This is a genomic window from Pedococcus sp. P2_E5 (assembly GCF_056403895.1).
The window spans coordinates 40,496-66,302 of record NZ_JBFUEP010000021.1 but is presented as its reverse complement, the minus strand read 5'-3'; the positions used below and the strand labels follow the sequence as shown (position 1 = coordinate 66,302).

Sequence of the window (25,807 nt, the reverse complement as noted above, 5' to 3'; positions counted from 1 at the left end):
GCTCAACGCCCGACTCCGTAAGGAAGACACTCAGGCTGTTCGTGGGGTGAGCGCGCAACTCAGAGGCGATCGTTGTCCAGCGCTTTGCTACCTGAGTTCGCACATTCTCAAGCACCAGCTCCTGGCTCTGTCGGTCAAGCACAATCTCCGTACCGGCAGGCAGGAACGGGAAGCCGTGCTCGATGTCGCGGACAAGCTGCGCGCGAGTACTGCCGGTCATCGCACGGAAGCGTTGGTCGAACCTGAACTCCTTGCGGTGGTGACCTACGAAGTCCAGCGCCGTGAGCACTGCCTTGTCCTTCGCCCGACGCAGTCCTCGTCCGAGCTGCTGGAGAAATACCGTCGAACTCTCGGTGGGTCGAAGGAACAACACCGTGTTAATGGCAGGGATATCAACACCCTCGTTGAAAACATCCACGGTAAAGACGACCTGGACCGATCCATTCCGAAGATTCGCGATGGCCCCATCACGGTCGCCCAACGAAGTATCGCCCAGGACGGTCGCGGCCTTGATGCCTGCGTCGTTGAAAACCTGGGTCATGTAGTGGGCGTGATCCCGCGAGACACAGAACCCTAGGGCCTTCATGGATGACAAGTCGGCGACCTTGTCCTGGACGGTCTTCAGAACGATGCGGGCCCGAGCGYCATTTCCGGTGAAGAGGTTTGACAGCTCAGAGGCATCGTAAGCGCCAGCTTTCCAGTCCACACGGGTGAGGTCGACCCCATCTGCGACTGCGAAGTAGTGGAACGGCGTGAGGAGATCAGCCTTGAGCGCATCCCACAGTCGAAGCTCAGCTGCGACCCGGCCATCGAAGAAGGTCCGCACGTCCAGTCCGTCACCGCGCTCCGGGGTCGCCGTCAGGCCCAAGAGCTCGCGGGGATTGAGGTGGTTGAGGATCCGGCGGTAGGTAGTCGCTTGTGCGTGATGGAACTCGTCGACCACCACGACCTGGAACGAGCCAGGTGGAATGTTCTGGACGTCGTAGGACGTCAGCGACTGAACAGACGCAAAGACGTGTTCCCAGCGCTCCGGCCGCGCGCCACCGACGTACAACTCGCCGAAGTCCGGGTTGTTGAGAACCTCGCGATAGGTGCGCATGGACTGCTGCAGGATCTCGCGTCGGTGAGCGACAAAGAGGAGTCGTGGCAGGGCTGGCGCAACTTCGACCAGGCGGCGATAGTCCAGCGCTGCCACGACGGTCTTGCCGGTCCCGGTGGCGGCGACCACCAGGTTGCGGTGTCGCCCGTGCACGACCCGTTCGACTTCGAGCTGATCGAGCATTTCTTGCTGGTACGGGTAGGGCCGAACCTCCAGCCCGGACAGCGTGAGCGTTACACGGTCATGGGTCTTGTTGCCGGAAGCCTCCGCCAACGCGTCGTCGAGCCGGTCGCGGTCGTTGTCCGGGTCATAGGTCTCGAAAGTGCTGTCGTTCCAGTAGCTGTCGAACGTGGCACCAAACTTTTGGAGCAGGGCGGGGGTCGCGATAGACGACAGTCGAACGTTCCACTCAACGCCATCGAGCATGGCTGCGCGGGACAGGTTGCTACTGCCGACGTAGCCCGTGTCGAAGCCGGTGTTGCGGCGGAACAACCATGCCTTGGCGTGGAGTCTGGTTCGCTGAGCGTCGTATTGGACCTTGACCTGTGCACCGAAATCACGCACTAGTCGATCGAGCGCCTGCCTTTCGGTCGCACCCATATACGTGGTGGTGATGATGCGAACAGGCACCCCGCGGTCGTGCAGAGCTTTGAGTCGGTCGTCGAACAGGCGCAGCCCCTACCACTTGACGAAGGCCATGATGACGTCCACGCGGTCGGCGCTGGCCAGCTCGGCGCGCACCTCGTGTCCCATTCCCGGTTCGCCTTGGGCGTTTGTCAGCAGGGCGGCATCAGACAGCGGAGTGGAAGGCCGCTCAATAGATGCCCGGGCAGGCATGCCCGGCATGACATGACTGCTGACAGACATGAGGTGGCGAGGAACGCCCGACAAGAGCTCCTCGGCGTCGCCGAAGCGCTCGATGATCGCGTTGACCAGAGCGAGCCGGCGTTCCGGGTTTCGTTCACTCCGGAGTGCGCGGAGGGCAACTGCCCGCACGTGCCGAGCCAGGACCTCAGGCTCATCAGCTTCGTCGATCGATGCATGGTCGACCGTTTGGCCGTCAGTGCTGCTCAGTCTGGAGTCGAGTCCGCGAGTGATCAGGCTTTCATACAAGCCTTCCAGCAAGCTTTCCTCGTTCCCCGTCACGGGGGCAGCTTGCCAGGCGGGTGGGGCAATGTCCGGTCAATCCCGAAATGCGCTGGCTCGAAGGGGTGCCGCTTGTGCAGGCCGCGTGACCACGCGGCATACCTCGGACTGACGGCTCAGCGGACTCCGGTGATTCTTGTCGTGGCGCCCCAGGGGGCGGTGAAGCGCTTGGGTGCCGCGAAGGCGCCCTTGCCGGTCCCGGCATACACGTAGTCGACGTTGGCGGGTGTGCGGGCGATGAGGTCGGCCTTGCCATCCCCGGTGAGGTCGCCGGTCGAGAGCACGGTGTTGAAGACCTGCCAACCGGACGAGACCAGGACGCCGGGCAGGTATCCGGTCGCGGTGGCAGTGGCCACGCCGGTGCCCTTGTAGAGGTAGAGCTTGCCCGCGGGCGTGCGGCCCATCAGGTCGACGCGCCCGTCTCCGGTGACGTCGCCTGGCGTGATCATCTGGGCGTACATCTGCCAGCCGGTGCCGATCCGCCGCCAGGTGCTGGAGAACCCGCCCTTGCCGTTGCCCGCCACCATCCAGAGCTCGCCATTGGCCTTGCGTGCCAACAGGTCCGGCTTGCCGTCGCCGGTCCAGTCGCCGGGCGTGAGTATGTCGGTGTACGCCGACCAGGAGCGCGAAAGCAGGGTGCTCCCAACGAGCAGGCCGCCCTTGCCGTTGCCCTTGAACAGGTAGGCCGCGCCCGTGGACGTGGTGGCGAGGACGTCGGCGAACCGGTCGCCGRTGAGGTCGCCGGGGGAGATGACCTGGCGGTAGGCGTTCCAGCCGCTGCCGATACGCACCGGCGTCCCGATGCCGCCAACCTTGGCGGGGTAGAAGTAGAGGTCGCCGGGCGTGGTCCGGCCGATGACGTCGCCGCGTCCGTCGGCGTTGAAACCGACAATCGCCTTGAGGGGCAACGGCGGTGGGGGAGCGCCGGTCTTCGTGTAGCTGAGCCCCGACAGCGCACGCCAGTCGTTGGCAGCGACCTTGCCCGTGATGGTGAGCAGCGCAGCCTTCTGGAAGCGCTGCACGGCAGCGAGCGAAGTCGAGCCGTACGCACCATCTGCAGTGCCCGCGGCATACCCGCGCTTGTTGAGCTCGAGCTGGAGGTCTCGGACCGCCCACCCGGTCGAGCCGGAGGCGAGGGTCAGAGTGCCGTAGGCCGCGAAAAGGTTCGCCGTCGTGACCGGCGCCGGTCCGGCGGTCGAGGAGTACTTCGCGTAGAGGGCGGCCTTGCTGCGGATGGTCGCCATCAGCGGGTACAGGTTCTTGCCGGGGCACGCGGTGTACGACGTGTTCTGGTGCGCGTTGACGGTGGAGAGGGTGGCGACCACGCCGGCGGCGAACTTGGTGCCGGTCCCGCCGGCGGAGGTCAGCTTCGTGGTGGCGGTCGGGTCGACGCCGTACTGCGACAGCTTCCAACCCGCGACCTTCGCGAGGGAGTCGACCATGACGGCTGGGGCAGCAGTGGTCTCGTAGTTGCCGAGTGCGGCGACGCCCATGGTGTTGGTGTTGAAGCCCATTGCGTGGGCCCCGCGCACTGCCTGGGTGATGGACCCGGCACGGCCCTCGTAGATCCGGCCGAACTTGTCGACGAGGAAGTTGTAGGCGATGTCGGACCAGCCGAGGCCCTTGGTGTCGTAGGCATAGATGCCGCGGATCTGGGCGGCGGCCGTGGCAGCGGTGTAGTCGTTCGAGCTGGCCGTGTGGTGGATCGTGATCGCCTTGACCGTTGAGTTGTACGTCGTCGACCCGCGCAGCGACTCATCGGCGCCCCACTGCCTGCGCGTGATGATCGTGGGCGTCGTCGCCGCGGCGGACGCGGAGGCAGCGGGCGTGTGCGGGACGAGGTCGTCGTCGGCGGACGAGGTGCCGGGGTTGATCGTCGTCACACGGACGTCGGGGAGTGGCTGCCCGTTCGTCGTGTCCACCCGCACCTGGATCGCCGTGGCGCCGTCGGTGACGAGCGGGTTCGTGCCGAGACGGGCCATGGCTGCCTCGGTGGTCCCGCCCTGGGGACCCTCGTCGGTCACCCCGGGCGTCTCCCAGTCGCTCCAGCCGGAGTCCTCGCGCACACGCACCAGCACGATGACGTCGTCTGCGCTGAGCCCGGTGGTGCGCGCCCACGAGACACCGGCGACCGTGAACCGGGACCGCTCCTGGACCGGCGTGAGGGTGCTGGTGGCGTGTCCGGCGCGAAGGGTGGGGCGTTGACGCAGCTGACCGTTCGCTGCCGCGTCGACGCCGCGGACCGCGGTGGACTGTACGCGGGGGGCAACGGGATGGGGCGTGTCGGTCGAGGCGAACGACACGGTGGGGAGGGCCACGAAGACAGGAGTGATGGCCAGGACAGCGAGGGAGGCAGGCAGAAGGCGCACAGTTATGTCCGGGGGGATCGTGGGGGGCAGGAGGCTGGTGGGACGACAGTGAAGAGTGACACCCGGGCCGCCGTGGTGTCGCATTCCTCCCGGAAACATGTCCGTTAGGACGATCCGCCCACGGCGTGTCGCAGCGACGCGCCGCGTGCCGTCGTCCGTTAGGCCAGAAACATCCGAATCTCCAGATATGCCCCCGGCTGCGGGCTAACTTCCGCTCCAGACCACGTTGCGGAGGGGATCCCATGAAGTTTTCGCGTACTGCCTCGATGGTGCTTGTCGCCATGCTGGCCGCTGTCACTGTTGGCTCATGTGGAGCGGCTCAGGACGCAGGGAGCGAGGATCGCCGACCCGTTGCTCTGGTGGACGCACAGTCGTCGAAGTCGCCGACGTCGAGCACCACCTCCGCGGCGTCGCCGACGCCCGATGCCCAGCTCATCGCGGCTGCCGCAGCAGCCAAGGCGCAGGCTGAGGCGAAAGTCAGGGCAGCCGCGATAGCGAAGGCCAAAGCCGACGCAATCGCCAAGGCCAAGGCAGCGGCAATCGCGAAGGCCAAAGCCGCTGCAATCGCGAAGGCTCAGGCGGAGGCGGCAGCCAAAGCTGAGGCCGCCGCGCAGGCCCAGGCCGCCGCCGAAGCGTCTGCTTCGGTCTACTACGAGAACTGCGACGCCGCCCGGGCTGCCGGCGCAGCTCCCATTCGGGTCGGGGATCCTGGATACAGCCGGAAGCTCGACCGCGACGGCGATGGCGTGGGCTGCGAGAACTAGCGTGGGGTTTGAGGGAGGTAGCGCGGATCGTCGAGCGCGCGAACTGGCGGCACGGGGGGACGACTCCGCGGGTGCCTGGGCGGCTGGTGCTGAGGGCGAGCGACGCGTGGCCGAAGCTTTGGCAGGCCTTGGGGGCGCTTGGACGGTGCTGCATGACCGTCTGCTCCGTCCGGGGTTGTCTGAGGCGAACCTTGACCACTTGGTGGCTGGACCTGCCGGCGTACTGCTGATCGACGCGAAGAACTGGTCCGGTCACGTGACCGAGTGGGAGGGCAGCCTCTACCGTCATTCATTCGGTGCTGATGGCACGCGGAACCACCAGAGCATGCACGAGCAGCTGGCGAAGGTGCACGGAATGGGAGCCCGCATGGCCGAGATTCTCGGCGCACCGGTCACCCCCGTCATCTGTCTGGCGGGTGCCGATGCCCAGCGCTTCGGTGAGCCGCAGCAGGTTCGAGGTGTGTGGGTGGTTCCTACTGGCCAACTCGCGGGCTGGCTGACATCGCGGACTGCGCGCATGGATGGGGAGACCATCACCAAACTCTCGACGCGACTCATGACGGAGTTTCCGTCGACCACCACCGATCCCGAGCTCCTCGCGGCGATCGGGCGCGCCACACTGGCGACCAGCAAGGCGCCGCGAGGTGCCATGCGGGCGGGAAGATCGCGAAATGCCATTGACCCTCAACGCGTTTCACGGATAAGCGGCGGCTCGGCAGCAAGGCGATCCTTCGGCAGACGGGCCGCCTCCGTGTTGGGTCGCATTGTCGTTGCCGGGCTCATGGTGGGCATCTTCCTGATCCTTCTCAAGGTCCTCCCGTCGTGGCTCACGTCCGGCGTCGAGCACATGGCCGAGCCGCCAGTTGTGGGCACGCCGTCGGCCCCTGCCACGGAACCTGGTGCGCCGACTGCGGCGGCGAAACCGGCGTCCGGCCTGAAGAAGCAGCCGACTGCCACGCCGACCAAGGCGGCGCCCAAGGCCGTGGCGAAACCCGTAGGTCCACCAGACTGCGCTGATGCCAGCGGGGCGGAGATCGCGAGGATCATTGGCCGGTCGGTAAAGCCCGTCGTCGTCTCCACTGGATGCGCTTGGGGGACAAGGCTTGACGATGCCTCAACGGTGTTGGTGACAATCCGCATGAGCGCCGGACACACGCGTTACGACACTCAGTTGGAGACGTCAATCAAACAGCGGCGCGCGGTGTACGGCACGGCCTACGACGCCAGCTATGACCAGGCGACCGCAGTGTGGATCGCCGCGGGCCAGCCCCTCGGGACGGGCGACCACGCAGTCAAGGCCCGTGCCGACACCTATGTGGTCGTGGCAAGAACAGATCTCGGGATCAGCGATGATCGCGGACGGGCCATGGCGCTGGCTATCGCTGCCGCGGCCAACCGCGACTGAGCTATGACAGGGCATCTGCACGCTTTCTGCTGGTTACAGCCGAATTCTCATACTTTCGGCCGATCCGACAATCGGCCGAACGCCAATACCGAGGGACCAACGGTCCCTACCGCAGGGCGCTGACCTGCACGATTCTGGGCAAGCCCCCCAATTCGGGCATTCAGACGGCCGCATCCGCACAGTCGGCCGACAAAGTCATGGAGGAAAGACGAGATGAGCACGCCCGCGGGCTGGTACCCGCAGAACGACGGCCGCCAGCGCTACTGGGACGGGGAGCAGTGGACCGATCACTTTGCCCCGCTCACCACCGCGGCAGCCGATGCGGCTGCTCCCGCCCTCAGCGCGGGCGTCGCCAAGAGGGCCTGGTTCAAGAAGAAGCGAGTGGTCATCCCGGCGGCGGTTATAGCGCTTGCACTCTTCGGTGCGGCCGTCACTCCGGACGATGCCACGACGCCGGTGTCCGCTTCGACGACGCCGAAGAAGTCGGCGGCCCCCGCAGCGCCCAAGGCGTCACCGTCTTCAACGACCCAGGCGCCTGTTGATCCTGCCGTCGCGAAGGCGGCAGCTGACGCGAAGGCCAAGGCGGATGCCGCGGCGAAGGCCAAGGCTGCGGCTGACGCCAAGGCGAAGGCGGCTGCTGAGGCGAAGGCGAAGGCCGCTGCACTGCTGGCCCCGTACAACGAGACGTACGGATCATTTGCCCCCATCAGTAAGAAGGGCCGCGGGGACGCCATCGTGAAGCTTCCGAAGGGCGCCTTGTCGGGGGTCGTGACGTTCACCCACAAGGGATCCTCGAACGTTGCCGCCTCGGTTCTCGACTCGTCCAACCAGCCCACCGGGGACCTGTTGGTCAATGAGATCGGGAACTACTCGGGTGTCACCGCGTATGGGATGAACGACTTCGGCGGCGACCCCACCAAGATCAAGATCAGTGCTGACGGAAGCTGGACCATTCGCATCGCGCCCGTCTCGTCCGCGCCCGCCCTGCCGAAGTCGGCGACCGGCACGGGGGACAGGGTGTTTCGCTACGACGGGGACAGCTCCGACTGGGCCATCTCCCACAAGGGCTCCTCCAACTTCGCAGTGATCCAGATGGGTGGTCTCATGCCCAACCTGGCCGTCAACGAAATCGGCAGCTACAAGGGCGTCGTGCCGCTCATCGAGGGTCCATCGGTCGTGACGATCACGGCGGATGGCCGCTGGTCCATGGTCAGGAAGTAGGTCGACCACATGAGTATCGAAATTCGTAGCGCTCGGTTTGCAGCTCTGTCGGTCTGTGCCGTCCTTGGTGCGGTCGGCGTAGGAGGCTGCAGCGGAGGCGCATCCGCACCCGCGACCACGGTCACGCAAACCGTCATCCGAGAGACGGTCACGGTCAACCCGTCGGCCGCCGCCGCTCCGGCTCCAGCTGCGGTAGCTCCAGAACCGGCAGCGGCCACCCCGGCCGAGGTCGTGTCGACTCCGGAGACCTTCGCGATGCCGAAGCTCGTCGGAGTGAACCTGCAACTCGCTCAGGACACTCTCCAGAGCCTTGGGTCCTATGTGCTCGACCAGGAGGATGCTTCTGGGTTGGATCGGTTCCAGGTCAATGACGCGAACTGGAAGGTCTGCTCTCAGAAGCCGAAGGCCGGCGCAAAGGTCCCGATCGAGACCGTCGTGCTGCTCAGCTCCGTCAAACTCGCTGAGGACTGTCCATAGCCAAAACCCGCTCGACCCAGCTTTCTTTGTCCAGCTTCGCAACAACCTCAAGGACACGCAAAACGATGGCACGGAACTCAGGACGATTCACTTTCGATGGCGGCGCCGCGACCTACTTCGGTACCGCGATTTTGGGTGTGCTCATCACCGTCTGCACGTTGGGCATCTGCTATCCGTTCGCCTTGGTGCTCACCGAGCGGTGGGGCGTGAAGCACTCCTACATCGACGGACAGCCGTTGGAGTTCACCGGTTCCGCGATGGGCCTCTTCGGCAACTGGATCAAGTGGTTGTTCCTGTCGGTGATCACCCTGGGGATCTACCTCTTCTGGGTCGGCCCCCGCATCGCAGCCTGGAAGTGGCAGCACACTGACTTCGCCGCTTCCCACGCTGGCCAGAGCGGCGTGGCGATGGACGCTCCGTCCCACCACCAGCTGACCCAGTTCTGAGGGTCGGCATGGCGAACGCACCAGCCGGCTGGTATCCCGTCGAAGGCGGGCGACAGCGCTACTGGGACGGCGAAGTCTGGACCGAGCACTTCCACGACGCCGCCCCTCAGTCGTCCGCGCCCCGCGCGGGTGCAACTGCACTCGGTCGGCTCGTCGACACCTCCGCTGTGAGCGACCCCGACGCCATCTGGCGATCCGTGGGGCGGCCCATTTCCGGGATCGGTGCAGGCAGGTTTCGACTGACCGCGCACTACCTCTTCTTCGAGAAGGGCGCCCTGAGGACGGACTCGCAACAGGTCCCGATCTCAGCCGTCGTCGATGTGGATGTGCGTCAGTCGATGACGCAGAAGGCCAGAGGCGTCTTCTCCGTGTTGGTGCACGTCCAACGGACCCACGGGATCGAGGTCGTGACGATGGAGGACATCCCCGACGGCCGTGAGGCCCAACGAATCATCAACGACACGGCTCATCAGGCCCGGCTGGCGGTCCAGAGGAACCAGAACACCCACCGCCACGAGAACACGCATCTCGTGGGACACGTTGGGCAGGTCACCGGGGTCCAGATCCCCGGAATCCCCACGCGGCAGTTGCCGACACAGCCTGTCCAGGCCATCGAGGCCGCGGCGCCGGACCCCATCGATCAGCTGCGTCGGTTGGGTGAGCTCCGTGACGCCGGCATCGTCACGGAAGAGGAGTTCGCCGCTAAGAAGGCCGAGGTCCTGGGCCGCCTGTAGCACCTGCCCGGCGCGGGCGATTTGTCGCTGTACCGGGCCCGGGATGGATACGGTTCCAAGCATGAGCGCTTTGTCCGACAAGTCGACCACCCGTAGCCGCCGTTTCCGGTTGCCACCCGCCCTCGGGCTGATCACGTCAGTGCTCGGGGCGATCGTCATCGTGGCGCTGCTGGCCGGTGCCGTGGGTATGCTCGCCGGTTGGCGGCCCTCGCTCAACCCGTTCGGCGACGAGACAACGGACCGCAGTGGCTCGCCGGTGCTCAGGTCGCTCACTGACATCAGCGAGTACCACGCGGTGACCGGGCACTACGAGACCGTGGTGGACCTCGACAGGGACACGAACCGCCTGCCCGACTGGGTCAGTGGCGAGCGGGTGCTCTATGTCGGCAAGGGCGACGTGGACGCGATCGTGGACTTCGGCGAGCTCGACAAGAGCCGGGTCGTCGTCTCCGAGGACGCCAAGTCGGTGACGATCAAGCTGCCGGCACCCACCGCGGGGAAGCCCCAGCTCGACCTGCAGACGAGTTATGTGGTCAGTCACGAGAAGGGCCTCGTCAACAGGTTCAAGGGGTCGGACCTCGAGCGGCAGGCCCAGCTCAAGGCGATCAGCCAGATGACCACCGCCGCCACCGGTGAGGACCTGCTGACCAACCAGGCCAAGGAGAACACGAGCAAGATGCTTCGCGGCCTGCTCGGCTCGCTCGGCTACACGAACGTCACGATCACCTACGACGAAGACCCGCGCTGACGCGCTGACCCGGGCTAACCCGCGCTGATCGCCCCGACCCACCCTGACCCGCAGGCGCCGGCCCGCGTCCGCAGCTGTTACGTCACGGACGGCGGCGGGAGGGTGACGCCGAACCCGGCCACGGCCAGACGCAACAACACCTGACCCGGCGCCAAGAGATCCGCGATGCGGGCGGCGCTGAGCACTTCGAGCTCTGCCAGCCGCGCGGCATACACCTCCTCGCCCTGGAGCCGCGCCTGCTGGAGCTCGACGGTGTTGTGCCACACCTTCTGTCGCGCCTCGCGCAGGAATCGCTTGGAGGACAAGCGATTCAGCGGTTGCAGCACCCGATCGACGAGAGTCCGCGTCGACACGACCCCCAGCTCGTCGTCCTCGGCGGCGACGCGGCCGGACAGCACGCCGTCGATGCGTTCGTGGTCACGGGCCCGCCGCGCAACGACCAGCGGGTCGGCGAACTCCGCGTCACTGATCACGGCCAACAGAGCCTGCGGCAGGTCGTAGTTGATGTGCGCGTTGATGCCCAGCAACACGTGCCGCAACGCAGGCAGGGACTCAGGCGCAGAGAAGGCCAGCCGCCACGGCCGCGGGACCGAAGGACTGCCCGCGAGGTCGAGGTCGAGCGCGTCCAGGTAGAGGTCGGCGAACACCACGTCCCACCGCTCGACCCACTCCGGGTCCTCGAACTGCGCGTCCGCGATCGCCTTGCCCACGGCCAGCGTCGTCCGGCGATAGGTCTCGAGGAACAGCCGCCGCGCGGTCCTTTCGGGAGGCATCCGGACGAGCCGGGCATCCATGGCCGCAACGACCGTGGCGATGTCGCGCTCGGGCATCTGCACCCCCTGACCGGATGGGCCTGCGCGCTCTAGTATCGGGCTCAGGGCTGGCGGGTGGCCAGCGCTCAAGTKCCGACGGTCGACAGCAACTGCGGCGGCCGCCACAGGCCCGGAAGCAGGTGCGGCGTGGCAAGTCGACACAGTCTCAGTCGCCACAGTCCTCGCGACTTCGACCCCGTCGCCCTCGGGCGCCTCGAGACCCAGGCGTGGGCGAGCTACTACCGACGCGAGTGGGGACCGGCGCTGCGGGCCTTCGTCGGCATGGTCGACCAGGGTTTCGGCCTGGGACCGCGGCTGACCTTCGTCGCGGCGTGGCACGTGCTGCGCGCCAACAAGGCGTGGGCACCGGTGCCGCACAACGATCCTGACGCCGCACGGGCCTCGATGCGGCGGTTCTACCAGCTCGTCCTTGCGCACTCGGACCTGAGCTTCGACCCCCAGCGGGCCTCGGAGCTGGAGGTCGAGTGGTGGCGGGTCCACCGGGCCCACCAGCGCGACGACGCGGCGACCCGCCCCCAGCTCGAACACGCCCTGGTCGAGCTCTACGCCCACGTCTACTCGGCGCCCCGGTCGAGGATGCGCGAAGCCGCCCGATGGCGCGCCGAGGCGATGGACCTCTCGGACGCGTGGGTGGCCGGTGGGTGCGACCTCGCCGACCCGCGACTGGCCGCCGAACGGCGCGCGCTGGTGGCCTCCTACGCGGCCCTGCTCGACTCCGTCTCGCGGGTGCCGGCATGACTCGCGACGACCGCCTGCTCACCACCACCCGCGCCCTCGCCGCGTTCATCGCGCCCTTCCTGCTCGTGGCCTTCGCCCTGCTCTACGGCTTCCCCGGCGAGACCGCCCGGCTCTGGTCGTGGCCCATCCAGGCCCAGATGACCTCGATGCTCCTGGCGTCGGCCTACCTCGGCGGCTGCTACTTCTTCCTGCGCGTGCTCCTCGTCGAGCGCCACTGGGCAGCCGTGCGTGCGGGCTTCGTCTCGGTCGCCCTGTTCGCGACGCTGCTCGGGGTCGCCACGATCGTGCACTGGGACAAGTTCGCCCACGCGAAGGTCGCCTTCTGGCTCTGGGCCGCCCTCTACTTCACCGCCCCCTTCCTCGTGGTGGCGGCCTGGCTCACCAACCAGCGGTATGCCGCTCAGCCGGCTCCCGACGCCTCTCGCCTCGGGCGCGTGACCCGTCGGTTCGTGGCCGACCTGGGAGGGCTCGCCCTTGTCACCGGACTGGTCCTCTTCGCCGCGCCGGCGTGGGCGATCACCGTCTGGCCGTGGCCGCTCACCCCGCTGACTTCTCGTGTTGTCGGTGCGACGTTCTGCCTGGGCGCGGCCGGGCTCTGGGTGCTGGTCGACGACCGGTGGGAGGCAGTGCGGCTGATGCGGCGCGTGCAGCTCGTGATGTTCGCCCTGGTCCTCGTGGCCGTGGTGCGGGCGAGGGACGAGTTCTTCACGGACCGTCCGCTGACCTGGGTGATGGGAGTGGGCTTCGTCGGGCTGTTCGCGGCCTCGATCGCCTCAGCGGTGCGGGACCCGGACCGTCAGGCGAGTCGGGGTCGACACGAACGCCCCCGCGCACGGTCGGCCCGGTCTCTGTCCAGCAAGTAGCGGTCGCCCAGCGCAAAGGCGCCCAGCGCAAAAGACGGACCAGCGCCCTCGAGGACAGACCGGCGTCCTCAGGCGAAGTCGGCCAGGTCCATGCCCAGCTGCGAGAAGCTGTAGAGGGCGATCGCGAAGTAGAACGTCCGCGCGGCGAGGGTCCCGGCCGGCGAGGACGCGATCGGGCGGTGGAACAGTCGGCGCACCGGGAGCAGGACGGCGATAATCGCGGCGACGATCGGGACGAATGCCCAGAGTGGGTTGGCCACAATCAGCACGAAGAGCGCCAGCGGCAGGACCCACGCCGTCTTGCCTCGGCGCGTCCACGAGTCCCGGTCCGCGACCTTGTCGACCAGGGTCGCGACGCCGTAGCCGAAGAGGAACGGCAGGGCGAGGAAGAGCCCGAGGGCCAGGGCCTGCGGCTTGAGGACGTGGAAGTCGATGCCGTCGTAGTGGATGGTCCCGGACCCGCCGATCGCGGCACTGGTGAGGGCGACCGTGAACCGGCGAAAGCCGGGCGACCCGATCAGCCACGGCGCCACCGCGATGTAGGCGGCCGCGCCGATCACTCCGAAGGCGGCCCCGAGGACGGCAAGGTTGTAGGTGCCGGACAACGTGAAGCGTCCGATGATGAAGTCGTCGTCGCTGCGCACGCCCCGCACGTAGTCGGGGGAGGTGACGCGGAGCACGAACATGGCGAGCCGGCTGCCGAGCCCGATGCACACCAGGCCCCACCCCATGCCCACGACCCCCACGACGCGGAGGGTCTCGAGCAGCTCTTCGAGGTACGTCGGGGTGTGCTGGTCGTCCCACCGCCCGTCGACGGCGAGAGTGCTGGCCATGATGTCCCCTCTCCGTGAGGCCGCTCGTCCCACGCTAGGGGCAACGGGCGCACGCTCGGGTCGGCCATAGTGCGTAGCGAGACGGACGCGCGGTCCACGCGTCCCCGAGGGGCGGACCCAGCCACGCGGCATACGTCCCGTATTGCCCGAAAGCGCCTCAGGGTCACCCCTGACGAACCCCTGAGACCCACCTCACCTACACCGAAAACCGTTGTACGACAGCATGACCGCGGCTTACGGTGGAACGGATCTGCGCCGAGCTGGGAGGTGCGACACCGGGTAGGGGAGAGGCGACAGCGATGGCACAGACACGGATCGGGGACGTCGGGCGGTTGGCGTGGTTCCCGTCATCGAAGGTGACCAAGTGGTTCGTCCTCGTCTTCTGGCTGGCCGTGCTGGCCGCGGCGTTCGGACCCGCGGGGAAGCTGCAGGGCGCGCTCAACAACGAGGCCGTGGCATGGCTGCCGGCCGACGCCCAGTCGACCCAGGTGGTCAAGCAGATCGAGGCGTTCCAGAGCAAGAACGAGTTCCCGGCGGTCATCGTCTACGAGCGGCCCGCCGGGCTGACCCCGGCGGACACCCAGTCGGTCACCGAGCAGGTCGCCAAGTTCAACGCCCTCGAGCCGGTCAAGAACGACTCCGTGGGCCCGATCCCGTCGCAGGACGGCAAGGCGCTGCAGGTGATAGTCCCGATCGATGCGGGCGATGCCGGGTGGGACTCGCTCGGCGCGACCGTCAAGGACCTGCGCGCGATCGCCCAGGACCGTCCGGACGGGCTGTCGATGCTGGTGACCGGTCCGGTCGGCTTCTCCGCGGACTCGTCCGAGGCGTTCTCGGGCATCGACGGCAAGCTGCTCTACTCCGCGATGACCGTCGTCATCATCATCCTGCTGCTGACCTACCGCAGCCCTGTCCTGTGGCTCATCCCGGTCCTCTCGGCGGGCACCGCCCTCTTCGTCGCCCAGGCCGTCATCTACTTCCTCGCCAAGGACGACACGCTCACGGTCAACGCGCAGAGCTCGGGCATCCTCACCGTGATCGTGTTCGGCGCGGGGACCGACTACGCCCTGCTGCTCGTCGCCCGCTATCGAGAAGAGCTGCGCCGCCACGAGGACCGGCACGAGGCGATGGCCTTTGCGCTGCACCGCGCCGGGCCCGCCATCTTCGCCTCGGGCGCCACGGTCATCGCCGGCATGCTCTGCCTGCTCGTCGCGACGATGAACTCCACCAAGGGACTGGGGCCGGTCGCCGCCATCGGCGTCGCCGTCGGCCTGCTGGTCATGCTGACGCTGCTGCCCGCGCTGCTCGTCGTGTGTGGGCGCTGGATCTTCTGGCCGGTGCGGCCGTCCTACGGCTCCGACGACCACGCCCGTGACGGCTTCTGGGCCCGCATCGGCGCCCGGATCGCGCGGGCTCCGCGGCGCACGTGGGTGGTCACCTCGCTGTTGCTGGCCGTGGCCTCGCTCGGCGTCCTGCAGCTCAACGCGGTCGGGCTGCAGAACAAGGACGCGTTCTACGGCACACCGGAATCCGTCGTGGGAGAGCAGGTCCTGGCCCGGCACTTCCCAGCCGGCTCCGGTTCCCCTGTCATGATCCTCGCCAACGCCGACCAGGCCGCCACGGTCGTGACCACCCTGAAGTCGGTCGAGGGTGTCTCCTCGGTCGCCGACCCGGTGACGAAGGGCAACCTCTCGCTGATCCAGGCGACCCTCACGGATGCGCCCGACTCCGACGCGGCCACCCAGAGCGTCGACCGGATCCGCACCGCCATCGCCGAAGTCCCCGGGGCCGATGCGATCGCCGGTGGTGACACGGCTACCCGTGCCGACACCCTGCGCGCGTCGGCCGACGACAACGTGCGGATCATCCCGCTCATCCTCGCCGTCGTGCTGCTGATCCTCGTGCTGCTGCTGCGTGCGATCACCGCGCCCCTCATCCTGATCGGCACGGTCGTCCTGTCCTACGGTGCGGCAATGGGCCTGTCGGCGCTGATCTTCCGGCACGTGCTGGGCTTCGCCGGGGCGGACTCGTCGTTGCCGCTGTTCGTCTTCGTCTTCCTCGTCGCGCTCGGGATCGACTACAACATCTTCCTCATGACGCGCGTCCACGAGGAGGCCAAGGAGATCGGCACGCGACGTGGTGCCCTCGTCGGGCTCGCCGCGACCGGTGGCGTCATCACCTCGGCCGGACTGGTCCTCGCGGGGACGTTCGCCGTGCTGGCAACCCTGCCGGTGGTCACCTTCGCGGAGATCGGGTTCGCCGTCGCCCTCGGCGTCCTGCTCGACACGCTCGTGGTCCGCTCGGTCCTGGTGACGGCGCTGAACCTCGACGTGCGCGGGCGGATGTGGTGGCCCAGTGCGCTGTCCAGGCGCGACGCCTCGCTCGACGCGGGGACGCCGACCGCCGCGGAGGAGCCTGAGGCCACGCAGGACACGCTCCAGCCCGCCCACTGAGCAAGGTGAGGTAGGCCGCGGGGCCCGGCCCCGCGGCATACCCCTGCTTTGGTTGTGGGCACGGGCGTCGGTGAGCCGCGCGAACGGCTCGCGTAACCCCGGGGCTGTGCGTCGCGTTAACGGTTCACCTACTGCTCCGTGGAGGAACCATGCTTCGCACGTCCCACCGCGTCACCAAGGCCGCGCTCACCGGCGCGACCGCCCTGGCCCTGGTCGTCTCCGGCGGGTATGCCGCGGGTGCGGCTTCCGCGACCACCGTCACCCTCCCTGCTGTTGACGGAGGGGGAGGCACCCCGGGCCTGGCCCGGCTGCTCGACAACGGCACCCCGAGCGGGCGCGCGATCGCGACGTTCGACGGCATACCCACAGCCACCCAGGTGACCGCCCTCAAGGCGCTCGGCCTCACCGTGCAGCCGATGAAGCGGCTGCCGCTCGCGCTGGTGAGTGGCACGGTGGCTCAGTTCCGGTCGGCGGTGACCACGGGCACGGCGAACGACGTGTACCCCGACGAGAACATCGAGCTGCTCGACACCACCTCATCCGACGCGATGGGCGGAGCCGCTCTGCGGGCCAAGGGGCTCACGGGCAAGGGCGTCACCGTCGGGGTTGTCGACTCCGGTTGCGACGCAACGCATCCCGACCTCGCGCACCGCGTGAAGCACAACGTCTCGCTCGTCAGTGGTGAGTACGCCAACCTGCCCGCCGACTCCTCGACCACACTCGTCGTGCCGGCTGACCAAGGGCCGTACTCGAACACCGATCTGGGGTCGGGGCACGGCACCCACGTTGCGGGCATCATCGCGGCCGACTCGAGCTCGGTCACGGATGGCTCGCGCTACGGCGTGGCACCCGACGCGGAGCTGGACTGCTTCGCGATCGGCGCGGTCCTGTTCACGACGGCCGTCGTGACCGCCTATGACTACATGCTCGACCAGCCCGACCTGCTCGGCATCGACGTCGTCAACAACAGCTGGGGCAACTCCTACCGCCAGTTCGACCCGCGCGACCCGGTGGCCGTCGCGACGAAAGCCGTTGTGGACCAAGGAGTCACGGTCGTCTTCGCGGCCGGGAACTCGGGTTCCGAGAACGCCGAGCTGAGCCTCAACCCGTTCAGCCAGTCGCCCTGGGTGATCTCGGTGGCGGCGGGTTCGGTGGACCGTCACCGTGGTGACTTCTCGTCGAACGGCCTCACGCACGACAACTCGCAGCCGACCGGGATCACGGCCGGTGGCCACACTGTCTACACCGGGGACCGCATCGGCCTCGTGCACCCCGACGTGACGGCGCCGGGCGTCGACATCTCCTCGACGTGCGACACGACCGGCACCGTCGTCGGCCCGTGCCCGCCTGGGGAGAACACCACCGCGTCGGGCACGTCCATGGCGTCGCCGCACATCGCGGGGGCGGCGGCGGTGCTGAAGCAGGCGAACCCGGCCCTGACCCCCGACCAGGTGCGGCTCGCGCTGCAGGCCACGGCCAGCCCGGTCACGAACGACGACGACACCGGCACGCTGCCGTTCTGGCAGATCGGCTACGGCTACGCGAACCTCGACAAGGCCGTCGCCCTGGTCAGCAGTCGCAGCTGGGCCAAGGACCTCGCCCGCGCCAGCGCGCAGGCTGACGCCCGTGTCCTGGCCGAGGACGGCTGGAAGGTCGCCCGCGGTGACTTCTGGACCTACGACAGCCCGCGCGCCACGGTGGGCGGCACGGACAGCCACACCTACACCGCACCGGTCGCGGCGGGTGTCACGTCACTCAAGGTGTCTCTGTCGCACCCCTCTCTCGCGGCGGTCGGCATCAACGGCACGAGCTACACGGTCACGGTGAAGGACCCCTCGGGGGCCGTCATCGGCACCTCGACCGAGTCCTTCACCGCAGGGGCCGGCACGGCGACCGTCCAGGTGCCTGTCACGGCGGCCGGCACGTACACGTTCGACGTCGTCGGCAACTACGCAGTCTCCGACCCCGACACGCTCGACTCCGACAGCGTCGGCGGGCGGATGGTGACGCTGCACGTGGCCCAGCTGCAGAAGGGCTGAGCCCGCTTCGGGCTGAGCTGCCGGGCTGAGCCGGCTGCGGGCTGGCTCCAGTCCGCGAGGACAAGGGCGCGGTATGCCGGGTGGGCGACCACTCGGCATACCGCGCCTTGGCATGCGCTGGGGGGGCGACGAGGCGATGCGGCGCGCGGTCGGCGCAGTGGTGGGGGGCTGCGGCGACGAGGCGATGCGGTGATCGGCGATGCGGCGATGAGGCGCGCGGTCGGCGAAGTGGTGGGGGACTGCACTGTTTCGCTCTGAGCCGAATGTTGTCCACATCCGGGTGCCAGGGGCGCGGCGCCGGCCCTGATTCGGCCGACCCGTGGAGGGGTGGTGCCGATATGGCGCCGTATCGGCACCGTATCGGCGCCGTTGCGGAATGCTTGGCCATCTGGTCGAAAAGTGTTGAGCAGCAAGCGAATTCGTGATCGCGGTCCTTGGTTGGGCTGTCAGTGGATCCCTCTAACGTTGGGGTCATGGCAATCGCACCCGATGGCACGACGCGAGGACGGGCACCCCACGCCCGGCCGGTGCTGGATGCTGCCCGGGAGTCGCGCGATGCGTTGGCCGACGCCGGGGCGGGGCAGCTGTGGGTGTTGTCGGACGGCGAGGTCGAGGAGGCCATGACCATCCTCGGCCAGCTCCATGCGAGCACTGAGGCGCACCTGGCGGCGGTGCTGGCGGAGGCGAAGTCCCGTGGGCTCGGGGTGGGCGAGGGGTGGGGTGCTCAGGACTGGGCGCGGATGCGGGCGCCGGGGTTGAGTCCGCGACTGCTGTCCGATCTGGACACGGTTGCGGGCGCCTCCGGTGAGCTGCGGCTCGCCGGGGTGCAGGAAGCCGTCGCCGAGGGACGGGACCCGGAGGCGACCAATGCGCTGCCGGTGGGCAAGGCGGCAATGCTGGTGCGGTTCCACGAGGGTGTCCGGGGCATGGCCGATCCGTCCCAGCTGGAGGACGCCACCCAGCACCTTCTGCAGGGGGCCCGGGGCCATGGCGCGATGTCAGAGAAGTCGCTCGCGATCGGGGTGCGCTGGACGGCCGACATGATGCGACCGGACCGGTTGATCGAGCACGAGGCGGAGGTGAAGCGCGCGCATCGGTCCTTCGTGAAGGGCAAGGGCCCGATGGGGATGTGGCGCTACACGATGCTGCTGGACGCCGAGGGCGCCGCGATCGTCGACGCCGCTGTCGATGCGCTGGCGAAGCCGCAGCCCGACCCTGAGACGAAGGAGCGGGACCCGCGTACGCCGAGCGCGCGCCGGGCGGACGCGGTGGTCGAGCTGGTGCAGCGGGCCGTGAGCGCCCCGGAGGGTGTGCCCCGCCAGGCCAAGACCAGCCTGGTCGTGACCATCGGCCTGGCCGAGCTGCAGCAGACCTGTCGTGGGGCTGGCCTCACGGTGGAGGGAGAACCCCTGTCCATCGAGACCATGCGGCGGCTGGCCTGCGATGCCGAGATCATTCCCGCCGTGCTGGGTTCCGACGGCGAGATTCTCGAGCAGGGCCGGGCCGTGCGGCTCTACACGCCTGCCCAGATTCGCCACCTGTGGCTGCGGGATCGGCACTGCACGTTCCCGGGCTGCACGAAGCCCGCGACCTGGTGCGACGCGCACCACCTCATTCACTGGGCCGACGGCGGCCCGACCGACATCGACCACGGCGCGCTCCTGTGCCAGAGACACCATACGATCGTGCACAACAACCGCTACGCCGGCGAGGTCGTCACCGGACCGAACGGCCCGTTGGTGCGGTGGGACCTCACACCCGGGTCCTACGACGTTCAGCTCGAGGACTGGCGCGCCAGCCACCCGACTGAGCAGGGTGACGAGTGCGTCGACGCGAGCAACGAGTCCCTCGACCGGGGTGAGGAGTCCATGGGCGGGGATGGTGAGTGGGTCGACCGGGGTGACGAGTCAGTCGACCGGGGTGACGAGTCAGTCGACCGGGGTGACGAGTCCGTCGACTGGGGTGACGAGTCAGTGGGTAGCGGTGACGAGCCCATCGGCCGGGGTGACGAGCCCCTCGACCGGGGCGACGAGTCTGTCGACAGGGGTGACGAGTCCGTCGACCTGCAGGGCAGATCACCACCCCGACCATGAACCTGCTTCGCACCCCGCACGTGCGTGCGGGGTGCGAAGCATGCCTACGGGCAGGCCCGATCGGTCACATGCCGGGGACGGGCTGGGCCTCGTGCACCTCGATGGTGCAGCCGCCGGGCATGTTGAGGTGCGGGTGACCCTGGGCGAGGGCGAGGGCCGCATCCAGGTCGGCGGCTTCGATGATGCTGTAGCCGGCGACCTCGCGGGTGCTCGGGGAGGTGCCTTCGGGAGTGACCTGGACGCCGCCCGCGAGCGGGGTGCCGAAGTCGACCATGCCGTCGCCGACGCGGCCGGCCCACTCCATCCACTGGCCCATCACTGCTTCCATCTCGGCGGGGTCTGCCGGCGCAGCCTCGGCGGGCGTGGTCGGTGCGTGGTAGATGAACAGGAACTTGCTCATGACTGGTTCTCCTTGGAATGCGGCGCTGCCGCGGTTGACGAGGGTGATGGTGTGCGGTTGTGGGGAGTGGTGAAGCGCCCGAAGGTGACAGGCGGTCAGGCGGGGCACTGTCCGCCGGAACCTGCGGGGTCGTGATGAGCCAACGTCGCGTCCATGACGCGGCCCGCGTACGGACAGGGATCAGGCGGGGCGTGGATCGCGATGGGGTCCGATGTGGCCCGCGTGCGGACAGCGATCAGGCGGGGATGCGGGTGCGCCCGGCGTAGGCGGCGAACCGCTCGACCGCATCGGCGTCCGCCGCTGGCGTCAGCTCCTCGGCGAACGAGCTGCCCCGCCCCTGCGCGATGACGTCGCGCGTGAGGTCGTGGATGTAGCCGGCCACCTCGTCGGAGACGTGCAGGTCCTGACCCGAGGCCTGGGCGAGGTCCCATCCGTGCAGCAGGAGCTCGAGCGGCAGGATGCTGGCGAGGAACATCGCGGGGATGTCCGCGCCACCGTGGCCCGCGACGGTGCCGTCGAGGTCGATCCCGCGCCACGCGTCGATCGCCTGCGCGGCGAGCACCGACACCTTGTCCTCGAGCGATCCCTGGGCGGGGATGGTCAGGGTCGCGCCCGCCATGCCGCCCAGCTGCACGAGGGAGCCGAGCAGGTGGTCCGCGAGCTCGTGCGCGGTGAAGTCGGCGCACGGCGTGGGCTTCGGGCGGTCGGCCGGCGTGAGGTTTCGCAGCACGGGCTGGATGGCGGCCAGGGCTGCCTCGGCCGCGACGAGCGGAGTGAGGTTCTCGGGTGCCCACGCCCACTCGTCCGCTCCGGCGTCGCCGGTCGCGGCGAGGCGCTCGAGGCGCTCGAAGTAGTGGTTCCAGCCCTCTGCGTGCATCGCGGCCTGCGCCTCGGTGAGGCCCTCGTGCACCAGCGTCACCCGCGAGCCCTCCGGAACCGGCTCGATGGTCACCGTGACGGTGGAGGCGTCCTTGGGCAGGTCGGGGTTGGCGTCCCAGCCCCAGCCGAACACGAGCCTGCGGCCGGGCTCGACCTCGTGGTAGGTGCCCTCGGCGACGTGGCCGGGCGTGACCGTCCACTGGTAGGAGCCGCCTGCGCGCAGGTCGACGGTCGCCGACACGGTCTGCCAGCGACGCAGCCGCTCGGGCTCGGTGATCAGCGCGAACGCCTCGTCGGGGGAGACAGGCAGTACGGCGGACTTCGTGAAGCTCATGGGGTTCCCTTCATCTGGTGCGCGTCAGCGACGAGCAGGTCGAGTTCGGACGTCCAGAACCGGTCGATCTCGGCCTGCAACCGCTGCAGCCCGCTCGGCACGACCCGGTAGGTCCGCGTGCGTCCGACCTTCTCGGCCTCCACCAACCCAGCCTCGGCGAGGACCAGCAGGTGCTGGCTGATCGCGGACCTGGTCACCGGAAACTCGCCGGCCAGGTCCGTGACGCCCCGTGGCCCGCGGGCCAGGAGCTGCAGGATCCGGCGGCGGGTCGGCTCGGCGGCGGCGGAGAGAGGATCATTCACAACACCCAATACGTTAGTCGTCACTAACGCATTCTGTCCAGTGGGCACCATCTGGACGCGGGCTGGCGGATGCTCGGCCTGGCGGGTGGATCTGGTGGGTCCGGTGGGTGCTCGGCCTGGAAGGTGGGCCTGTCAGGGAAGTGTCAGGAACTGGCCGAGGAACGCCCTGGCCGCCGGGGTGTCGAGCCGGTAGCTCCACACGGTCGTCTCGCAGTCGAAGCCGGCGTTGAGGTGACGGGTGATGGCGCCGACGACCTCACGTCCGCCCACGGTCACGATGTTGGGCCCGCCCGAGTCGCCGTAGCAGGCCCCGCCGTTCTTCTGCTGCGACACCATGAAGCCCGGCTGCAGCGTCTGGAACTCCAGGAGGGTCGTGCGGCGCTCGTTGGCGAACGTGAAGATGCGCGGTCGCTCCACGTTCACGGCGCCGTAGCCGACGATGCGGATGGGGTCGTGCGCCTCGAGCTGGCCACTCTTCTGGAAGGTGACGAGCTCGTCCAGCTTGGGCAGGTTCATCGGGGTGCGGTCGGTCACCGGCGCCGACAGGACGATCACACCGACATCGTGCGCATCACTGCTCGGGGTCGAGCCAACTGCGGTGTTGTGGTGGGCAGTCCCCGTCAGCGTCGGCGAGGCGTCAGTGACAACAGGGTCGAAGCTCACCATCGCGGGATCGCCGTCCGGGATCCTGAAGATCCCGAAGCAATGCTGTGCCGTGACGAACACCGTCGGTGCGGCCAGGAAGCCGCTGCACCGGGCCTGCAGGTGCCCGAGGTCGTCGACCTGGACCAGTGCACCAGTGCTCCGGTGGGTGGTGTCAAGAGTTCCGTTGACGATCGCCGCCGCGGGGGAGGCGGTCAGGGTGAGACCGGCGCAGAGCATGGCGCCGAGGGTGGCACAGACGGTGACCAGGGCAGCGGGACGCTTCATGGCGGGCTCCTCCGGCGACACCGGCGAGGGCAGGTTCCCTCGGGCCCTGCCGCCGCCCCCGACCGTACGCCGACAGGGTTCACCGCCGCCTCCCACCAAGTGCGTAGGTGCGCCTTGACTCGGGGACCTTTGCCCTCGGCATACCCGACTTGGTCTGGGTTGGTCAGGGTTGCTCTGGTCCGGGTTGCGCTGGTCCGGCTCGGGACGGCGTGGTCTGGCATTGGCCCTCAGCGGGCGGAACGCAGGATGGCGACGGCGTCGCCGACCGGGCCGAGGTGGCCGAGCTTGTCCGGGTTGACGATCGAGCGGATCCCGATGATCTCGCCGTCGGCGAACTCGAGGGCCCAGACGCCGAGGATCCGATCCTGGTCGTCGACGTAGATGGCTCCGGGGTCGCCGTTGATCTCGACCGGCCGCATCGACACCTGGGGGAACCGAGCCAGCGCCCGCAGCCAGTTGGTCAGGGTGTGGGCGACCCGGCTGCGACCGCTCAGGGACCGGGCCAGGGCAGGGACCTTGCCGCCACCGTCGCCGGTCAGCGTGACGTCGTGGGCGAGCAGTGCCTCGAGGCCGGCGAGGTCGCCGTGTTCGGCGGCCGCGAAGAACTTCGTCGCCAGCTCGCGCTGCTGCTCACGGGTGGTCTCGAACCGCGGTCGGCGTGCCTTGACGTGCTGTCGGGCGCGCGTGGCGAGCTGGCGCACGTTGTCCTCGGTCTTGCCCACGATGTCCGTGATCTCGGGGTAGCCGTAGCCGAACACGTCGTGCAACAGCAGCACGGCCCGCTGCTCGGGGGACAGGCTTTCGAGCAGCACCAGCATCGCCAGCGACAGCGAGTCGGCGGTCTCGGCATGCTTGGCGGGGTCGTCGGCGGCGTCGGTGACGATCGGCTCCGGCAGCCACTCACCGACGTAGCGCTCGCGACGGGCCCTGGCGGAACGCAGCTCGTTGATCGCCAGCCGCGTGGTGATGGTGGCCACGAAAGCGCGGGGCGACGCGATGATCTCACCGGCGTCGAGGGACTGGTGCACCCGCAGCAACGCCTCCTGCACCACGTCCTCGGCCTCGGACACGCTGCCGAGCATGCGGTAGGCGATGGCGAAGGCGGTCGGACGCAGCTCGTCGAGCAGTGCCTCCCGATCGCTCGCGGGGCCTCCTGCGCTCACGTCGCCGCGTCCGTTCACGTCACTGTCCGCCTTCACGTCACTGTCCGCCTTCACGTCACTGTCCGCGTTCACGTCAGGGCCGGCGTTCACGTCACCTCCTGCTCACGGTGCCGGGTGCCCTCAGCATGTCGCGGAAGCCGTCGCGCCAGCTCGGGTGCGCCGGGCTCCAGCCGAGCTCGCGCCTCGCCTTGGCGTTGGACGCACCCCGCAGCTCGGTCATCATCACCGCTCCGATCTCACCGGTGAGCAGCCGCCCCACGAAGCGAGGCACGTGCATCGGCTTCTTGGCACCCAACGTACGCGCCAGGGCGGGCAACCACTCGGCCACCGGCGCGGGTTCGTCGTCGACCACGTTGTAGACCCCTCGACGGCCGTGGTCGATCGCCGCGACCGTCGCCTCCGCGGCATCCGCGATGTGGATGAACGACCACACGCCGCCACCGTCACCCACCACGGGGAACTTGCGCTGACGGACCGCCTCGGTCTGCTCGCCGTCGGGTCCGAGCGAGGTGCCCGGTCCGTAGAAACCGCCGTAGCGCAACACGATTCCCTCGGTCCACGTGGCAGCGAGGACGGCGTCCTCGACGTGGAGGATCGCCGCAACCGTCTCGCGCATCTCCTTGGCCGGCCCGGCTCCGAACGGATCCTCCTCGGTCTTGACCAGACCTCCCGTGCGTTCGTATGCCGCGAAGAAGCTCTGCGCGACGAACCGCTTCACGCCGACGGCCTGGCCGGCCGAGAGGAGGTGGTCCGTGCCCTCGGTCCGCAGCCGGTTGGTCGTCGCGAACGCGCGGTCGAAGTGCCGCAGGTCCATCGGGCCGATCGAGGTGAGCTGGTGGACGATCACGTCCGGCTGCACCCGGCCCACCGCCTCGGCCACCTGGTCGGCATCGAGCGCGTCGGCGACCACCGGGCTGGCACCCAGGTCGCGCAACAGCTGCTGCTTGGAGGCGTCGTGCGTCATGCCGTACACCTCGTGGCCCGCCTCGACCAGCCGTGGCACGAGCTGGCGGCCGATGGCTCCGGTGGCTCCTGCGACGAAGATCCTCATCACTCACTCCCTTGTCGATACCTGTGACCTCTACCCATCAAGACAAGACAGCCTTCCGGCGTGTGACAGCTGATCAGGCGTCCTGGGCGGGGGTGTCCCCATCGCTGCGCAGGCGCTGGTTGTCCCGCATCAGGTCGGAGTTGCGCGCCCGCAGGCTGCGGTTGCGCGAGGTGAGGTCGGCGTTGTCGTCCTGGAGCTCCAGCACCATGGCCACAGCCGTGAGGGGAATCCCGGACTCGGCCAGCTCGCTGATGCGGGCGATTCGAACGAGATCGGCGTCGCTGTACCGGCGCGTGCCGCCCACGGTGCGTTCCGGCCGGACCAGACCTCGCTCCTCGTACAGGCGCAGCGTCGGGATTGGCAGGCCCGCGAGGTCGGCCGCGACCGAGATCGTGTAGAGCGGGCGGTCCGAAGGACTCGCAGCAATGCTCATACGATCCTCGGCCGAGGGCTTGACAAATGCTGTGTCTCAGATTTACAAAATCTA

The 25,807-nt window shown here is 68.5% G+C and carries 24 protein-coding genes; 12 read left to right on the top strand and 12 right to left on the bottom strand.

Annotated features, from left to right (window positions below):
* The 3 genes from AC1DVZ_RS09100 to AC1DVZ_RS09090 all read right to left on the bottom strand — a co-directional run.
* Positions 1-1,729: DEAD/DEAH box helicase family protein (locus tag AC1DVZ_RS09100; RefSeq protein WP_477617864.1), on the bottom strand; the 1,729-nt coding region annotated here is incomplete at its 3' end.
* Between the two features lie 48 nt (positions 1,730-1,777).
* A complete protein-coding gene (locus tag AC1DVZ_RS09095; protein ID WP_477617863.1) occupies positions 1,778-2,245 on the bottom strand; it encodes a hypothetical protein in 468 nt (155 codons plus the stop codon).
* A gap of 116 nt (positions 2,246-2,361) precedes the next feature.
* Positions 2,362-4,563, bottom strand: a complete 2,202-nt coding sequence (locus tag AC1DVZ_RS09090) for an FG-GAP-like repeat-containing protein (protein WP_477617862.1) — start codon at positions 4,561-4,563, stop codon at positions 2,362-2,364.
* A gap of 293 nt (positions 4,564-4,856) precedes the next feature.
* Here AC1DVZ_RS09090 and AC1DVZ_RS09085 point away from each other — a divergent pair, with 293 nt between their 5' ends.
* From AC1DVZ_RS09085 to AC1DVZ_RS09055, 7 genes are all read left to right on the top strand, one after another.
* Positions 4,857-5,378 (top strand): excalibur calcium-binding domain-containing protein, encoded by a 522-nt coding sequence (locus AC1DVZ_RS09085; RefSeq protein ID WP_477617861.1) that lies wholly within the window; start codon positions 4,857-4,859, stop codon positions 5,376-5,378.
* Positions 5,356-6,783, top strand: a complete 1,428-nt coding sequence (locus tag AC1DVZ_RS09080) for a nuclease-related domain-containing protein (RefSeq protein WP_477617860.1) — start codon at positions 5,356-5,358, stop codon at positions 6,781-6,783. Before AC1DVZ_RS09085 ends, AC1DVZ_RS09080 begins: the two co-directional genes overlap by 23 nt.
* Before the next feature lie 213 nt (positions 6,784-6,996).
* Complete coding sequence (locus AC1DVZ_RS09075; RefSeq protein ID WP_477617859.1) at positions 6,997-8,004, top strand: DUF2510 domain-containing protein; 1,008 nt, start codon at positions 6,997-6,999, stop codon at positions 8,002-8,004.
* 9 nt (positions 8,005-8,013) lie between these two features.
* A complete protein-coding gene (locus AC1DVZ_RS09070; RefSeq protein ID WP_477617858.1) occupies positions 8,014-8,481 on the top strand; it encodes a hypothetical protein in 468 nt (155 codons plus the stop codon).
* A gap of 65 nt (positions 8,482-8,546) precedes the next feature.
* On the top strand, positions 8,547-8,927 hold the full coding sequence (locus AC1DVZ_RS09065) for a DUF898 family protein (protein WP_477617857.1): 381 nt from the start codon (positions 8,547-8,549) through the stop codon (positions 8,925-8,927).
* A gap of 8 nt (positions 8,928-8,935) precedes the next feature.
* On the top strand, positions 8,936-9,661 hold the full coding sequence (locus AC1DVZ_RS09060) for an SHOCT domain-containing protein (RefSeq protein ID WP_477617856.1): 726 nt from the start codon (positions 8,936-8,938) through the stop codon (positions 9,659-9,661).
* Between the two features lie 61 nt (positions 9,662-9,722).
* Entirely contained in the window at positions 9,723-10,409 is a 687-nt protein-coding gene (locus tag AC1DVZ_RS09055) for a DUF4230 domain-containing protein (protein WP_477617855.1), read from the top strand.
* Between the two features lie 77 nt (positions 10,410-10,486).
* On the opposite strand, the gene AC1DVZ_RS09050 is transcribed toward AC1DVZ_RS09055, so the two are convergent.
* The gene (locus tag AC1DVZ_RS09050; protein ID WP_477617854.1) at positions 10,487-11,239 is read right to left on the bottom strand and encodes a DUF5995 family protein; all 753 of its coding nucleotides are present in this window, start codon (positions 11,237-11,239) and stop codon (positions 10,487-10,489) included.
* 129 nt (positions 11,240-11,368) lie between these two features.
* Here AC1DVZ_RS09050 and AC1DVZ_RS09045 point away from each other — a divergent pair, with 129 nt between their 5' ends.
* Together AC1DVZ_RS09045 and AC1DVZ_RS09040 are read left to right on the top strand one after the other, a co-directional pair.
* A complete protein-coding gene (locus AC1DVZ_RS09045; RefSeq protein WP_477617853.1) occupies positions 11,369-11,980 on the top strand; it encodes a hypothetical protein in 612 nt (203 codons plus the stop codon).
* Positions 11,977-12,843: a hypothetical protein gene (locus AC1DVZ_RS09040; RefSeq protein WP_477617852.1), complete on the top strand. Its 867-nt coding sequence runs from the start codon at positions 11,977-11,979 to the stop codon at positions 12,841-12,843. Before AC1DVZ_RS09045 ends, AC1DVZ_RS09040 begins: the two co-directional genes overlap by 4 nt.
* A gap of 68 nt (positions 12,844-12,911) precedes the next feature.
* Here the strand turns inward: AC1DVZ_RS09040 and AC1DVZ_RS09035 are convergent, their stop codons facing one another.
* On the bottom strand, positions 12,912-13,676 hold the full coding sequence (locus AC1DVZ_RS09035) for a hypothetical protein (RefSeq protein WP_477617851.1): 765 nt from the start codon (positions 13,674-13,676) through the stop codon (positions 12,912-12,914).
* Between the two features lie 299 nt (positions 13,677-13,975).
* Here AC1DVZ_RS09035 and AC1DVZ_RS09030 point away from each other — a divergent pair, with 299 nt between their 5' ends.
* The 3 genes from AC1DVZ_RS09030 (at position 13,976) to AC1DVZ_RS09020 (ending at position 20,261) form a co-directional block, all read left to right on the top strand.
* Positions 13,976-16,129, top strand: coding sequence for an MMPL family transporter (locus AC1DVZ_RS09030; protein ID WP_477617850.1), 2,154 nt, complete (start codon positions 13,976-13,978; stop codon positions 16,127-16,129).
* Between the two features lie 149 nt (positions 16,130-16,278).
* The gene (locus AC1DVZ_RS09025) at positions 16,279-18,168 is read left to right on the top strand and encodes a S8 family peptidase (RefSeq protein ID WP_477617849.1); all 1,890 of its coding nucleotides are present in this window, start codon (positions 16,279-16,281) and stop codon (positions 18,166-18,168) included.
* Positions 18,169-18,641: 473 nt separating this feature from the next.
* On the top strand, positions 18,642-20,261 hold the full coding sequence (locus tag AC1DVZ_RS09020; RefSeq protein ID WP_477617848.1) for an HNH endonuclease signature motif containing protein: 1,620 nt from the start codon (positions 18,642-18,644) through the stop codon (positions 20,259-20,261).
* 64 nt (positions 20,262-20,325) lie between these two features.
* On the opposite strand, the gene AC1DVZ_RS09015 is transcribed toward AC1DVZ_RS09020, so the two are convergent.
* The 7 genes from AC1DVZ_RS09015 to AC1DVZ_RS08985 all read right to left on the bottom strand — a co-directional run bounded on the left by AC1DVZ_RS09015 (position 20,326) and on the right by AC1DVZ_RS08985 (position 25,753).
* The gene (locus AC1DVZ_RS09015) at positions 20,326-20,661 is read right to left on the bottom strand and encodes a YciI family protein (protein WP_477617847.1); all 336 of its coding nucleotides are present in this window, start codon (positions 20,659-20,661) and stop codon (positions 20,326-20,328) included.
* Positions 20,662-20,896: 235 nt separating this feature from the next.
* On the bottom strand, positions 20,897-21,874 hold the full coding sequence (locus AC1DVZ_RS09010; RefSeq protein ID WP_477617846.1) for a TIGR03086 family metal-binding protein: 978 nt from the start codon (positions 21,872-21,874) through the stop codon (positions 20,897-20,899).
* Entirely contained in the window at positions 21,871-22,176 is a 306-nt protein-coding gene (locus AC1DVZ_RS09005; RefSeq protein ID WP_477617845.1) for an ArsR/SmtB family transcription factor, read from the bottom strand. Before AC1DVZ_RS09005 ends, AC1DVZ_RS09010 begins: the two co-directional genes overlap by 4 nt.
* 132 nt (positions 22,177-22,308) lie before the next feature.
* A complete protein-coding gene (locus AC1DVZ_RS09000) occupies positions 22,309-23,106 on the bottom strand; it encodes a trypsin-like serine protease (protein WP_477617844.1) in 798 nt (265 codons plus the stop codon).
* A 227-nt stretch (positions 23,107-23,333) separates the two neighbouring features.
* Complete coding sequence (locus AC1DVZ_RS08995; protein WP_477617843.1) at positions 23,334-24,359, bottom strand: RNA polymerase sigma-70 factor; 1,026 nt, start codon at positions 24,357-24,359, stop codon at positions 23,334-23,336.
* A gap of 1 nt (position 24,360) precedes the next feature.
* A complete protein-coding gene (locus AC1DVZ_RS08990; RefSeq protein ID WP_477617842.1) occupies positions 24,361-25,320 on the bottom strand; it encodes an NAD-dependent epimerase/dehydratase family protein in 960 nt (319 codons plus the stop codon).
* 73 nt (positions 25,321-25,393) lie between these two features.
* Entirely contained in the window at positions 25,394-25,753 is a 360-nt protein-coding gene (locus tag AC1DVZ_RS08985) for a MerR family transcriptional regulator (RefSeq protein WP_477617841.1), read from the bottom strand.
* Positions 25,754-25,807 lie beyond the last annotated feature (54 nt).

What these genes read in the sequence shown, in the direction of transcription:
- AC1DVZ_RS09035 (WP_477617851.1), bottom strand. Translation starts at nt 13,676, where the DNA reads ATGGCCAGCACTCTCGCCGTCGACGGGCGGTGGGACGACCAGCACACC.
- AC1DVZ_RS09065 (WP_477617857.1), top strand. Translation starts at nt 8,547, where the DNA reads ATGGCACGGAACTCAGGACGATTCACTTTCGATGGCGGCGCCGCGACC.
- AC1DVZ_RS09020 (WP_477617848.1), top strand. Translation starts at nt 18,642, where the DNA reads ATGGCAATCGCACCCGATGGCACGACGCGAGGACGGGCACCCCACGCC.
- AC1DVZ_RS09070 (WP_477617858.1), top strand. Translation starts at nt 8,014, where the DNA reads ATGAGTATCGAAATTCGTAGCGCTCGGTTTGCAGCTCTGTCGGTCTGT.
- AC1DVZ_RS09040 (WP_477617852.1), top strand. Translation starts at nt 11,977, where the DNA reads ATGACTCGCGACGACCGCCTGCTCACCACCACCCGCGCCCTCGCCGCG.
- AC1DVZ_RS09075 (WP_477617859.1), top strand. Translation starts at nt 6,997, where the DNA reads ATGAGCACGCCCGCGGGCTGGTACCCGCAGAACGACGGCCGCCAGCGC.
- AC1DVZ_RS09015 (WP_477617847.1), bottom strand. Translation starts at nt 20,661, where the DNA reads ATGAGCAAGTTCCTGTTCATCTACCACGCACCGACCACGCCCGCCGAG.
- AC1DVZ_RS08990 (WP_477617842.1), bottom strand. Translation starts at nt 25,320, where the DNA reads ATGAGGATCTTCGTCGCAGGAGCCACCGGAGCCATCGGCCGCCAGCTC.
- AC1DVZ_RS09080 (WP_477617860.1), top strand. Translation starts at nt 5,356, where the DNA reads ATGGCGTGGGCTGCGAGAACTAGCGTGGGGTTTGAGGGAGGTAGCGCG.
- AC1DVZ_RS09000 (WP_477617844.1), bottom strand. Translation starts at nt 23,106, where the DNA reads ATGAAGCGTCCCGCTGCCCTGGTCACCGTCTGTGCCACCCTCGGCGCC.
- AC1DVZ_RS09055 (WP_477617855.1), top strand. Translation starts at nt 9,723, where the DNA reads ATGAGCGCTTTGTCCGACAAGTCGACCACCCGTAGCCGCCGTTTCCGG.
- AC1DVZ_RS09030 (WP_477617850.1), top strand. Translation starts at nt 13,976, where the DNA reads ATGGCACAGACACGGATCGGGGACGTCGGGCGGTTGGCGTGGTTCCCG.
- AC1DVZ_RS09085 (WP_477617861.1), top strand. Translation starts at nt 4,857, where the DNA reads ATGAAGTTTTCGCGTACTGCCTCGATGGTGCTTGTCGCCATGCTGGCC.
- AC1DVZ_RS09025 (WP_477617849.1), top strand. Translation starts at nt 16,279, where the DNA reads ATGCTTCGCACGTCCCACCGCGTCACCAAGGCCGCGCTCACCGGCGCG.
- AC1DVZ_RS08985 (WP_477617841.1), bottom strand. Translation starts at nt 25,753, where the DNA reads ATGAGCATTGCTGCGAGTCCTTCGGACCGCCCGCTCTACACGATCTCG.
- AC1DVZ_RS09010 (WP_477617846.1), bottom strand. Translation starts at nt 21,874, where the DNA reads ATGAGCTTCACGAAGTCCGCCGTACTGCCTGTCTCCCCCGACGAGGCG.
- AC1DVZ_RS09050 (WP_477617854.1), bottom strand. Translation starts at nt 11,239, where the DNA reads ATGCCCGAGCGCGACATCGCCACGGTCGTTGCGGCCATGGATGCCCGG.
- AC1DVZ_RS09060 (WP_477617856.1), top strand. Translation starts at nt 8,936, where the DNA reads ATGGCGAACGCACCAGCCGGCTGGTATCCCGTCGAAGGCGGGCGACAG.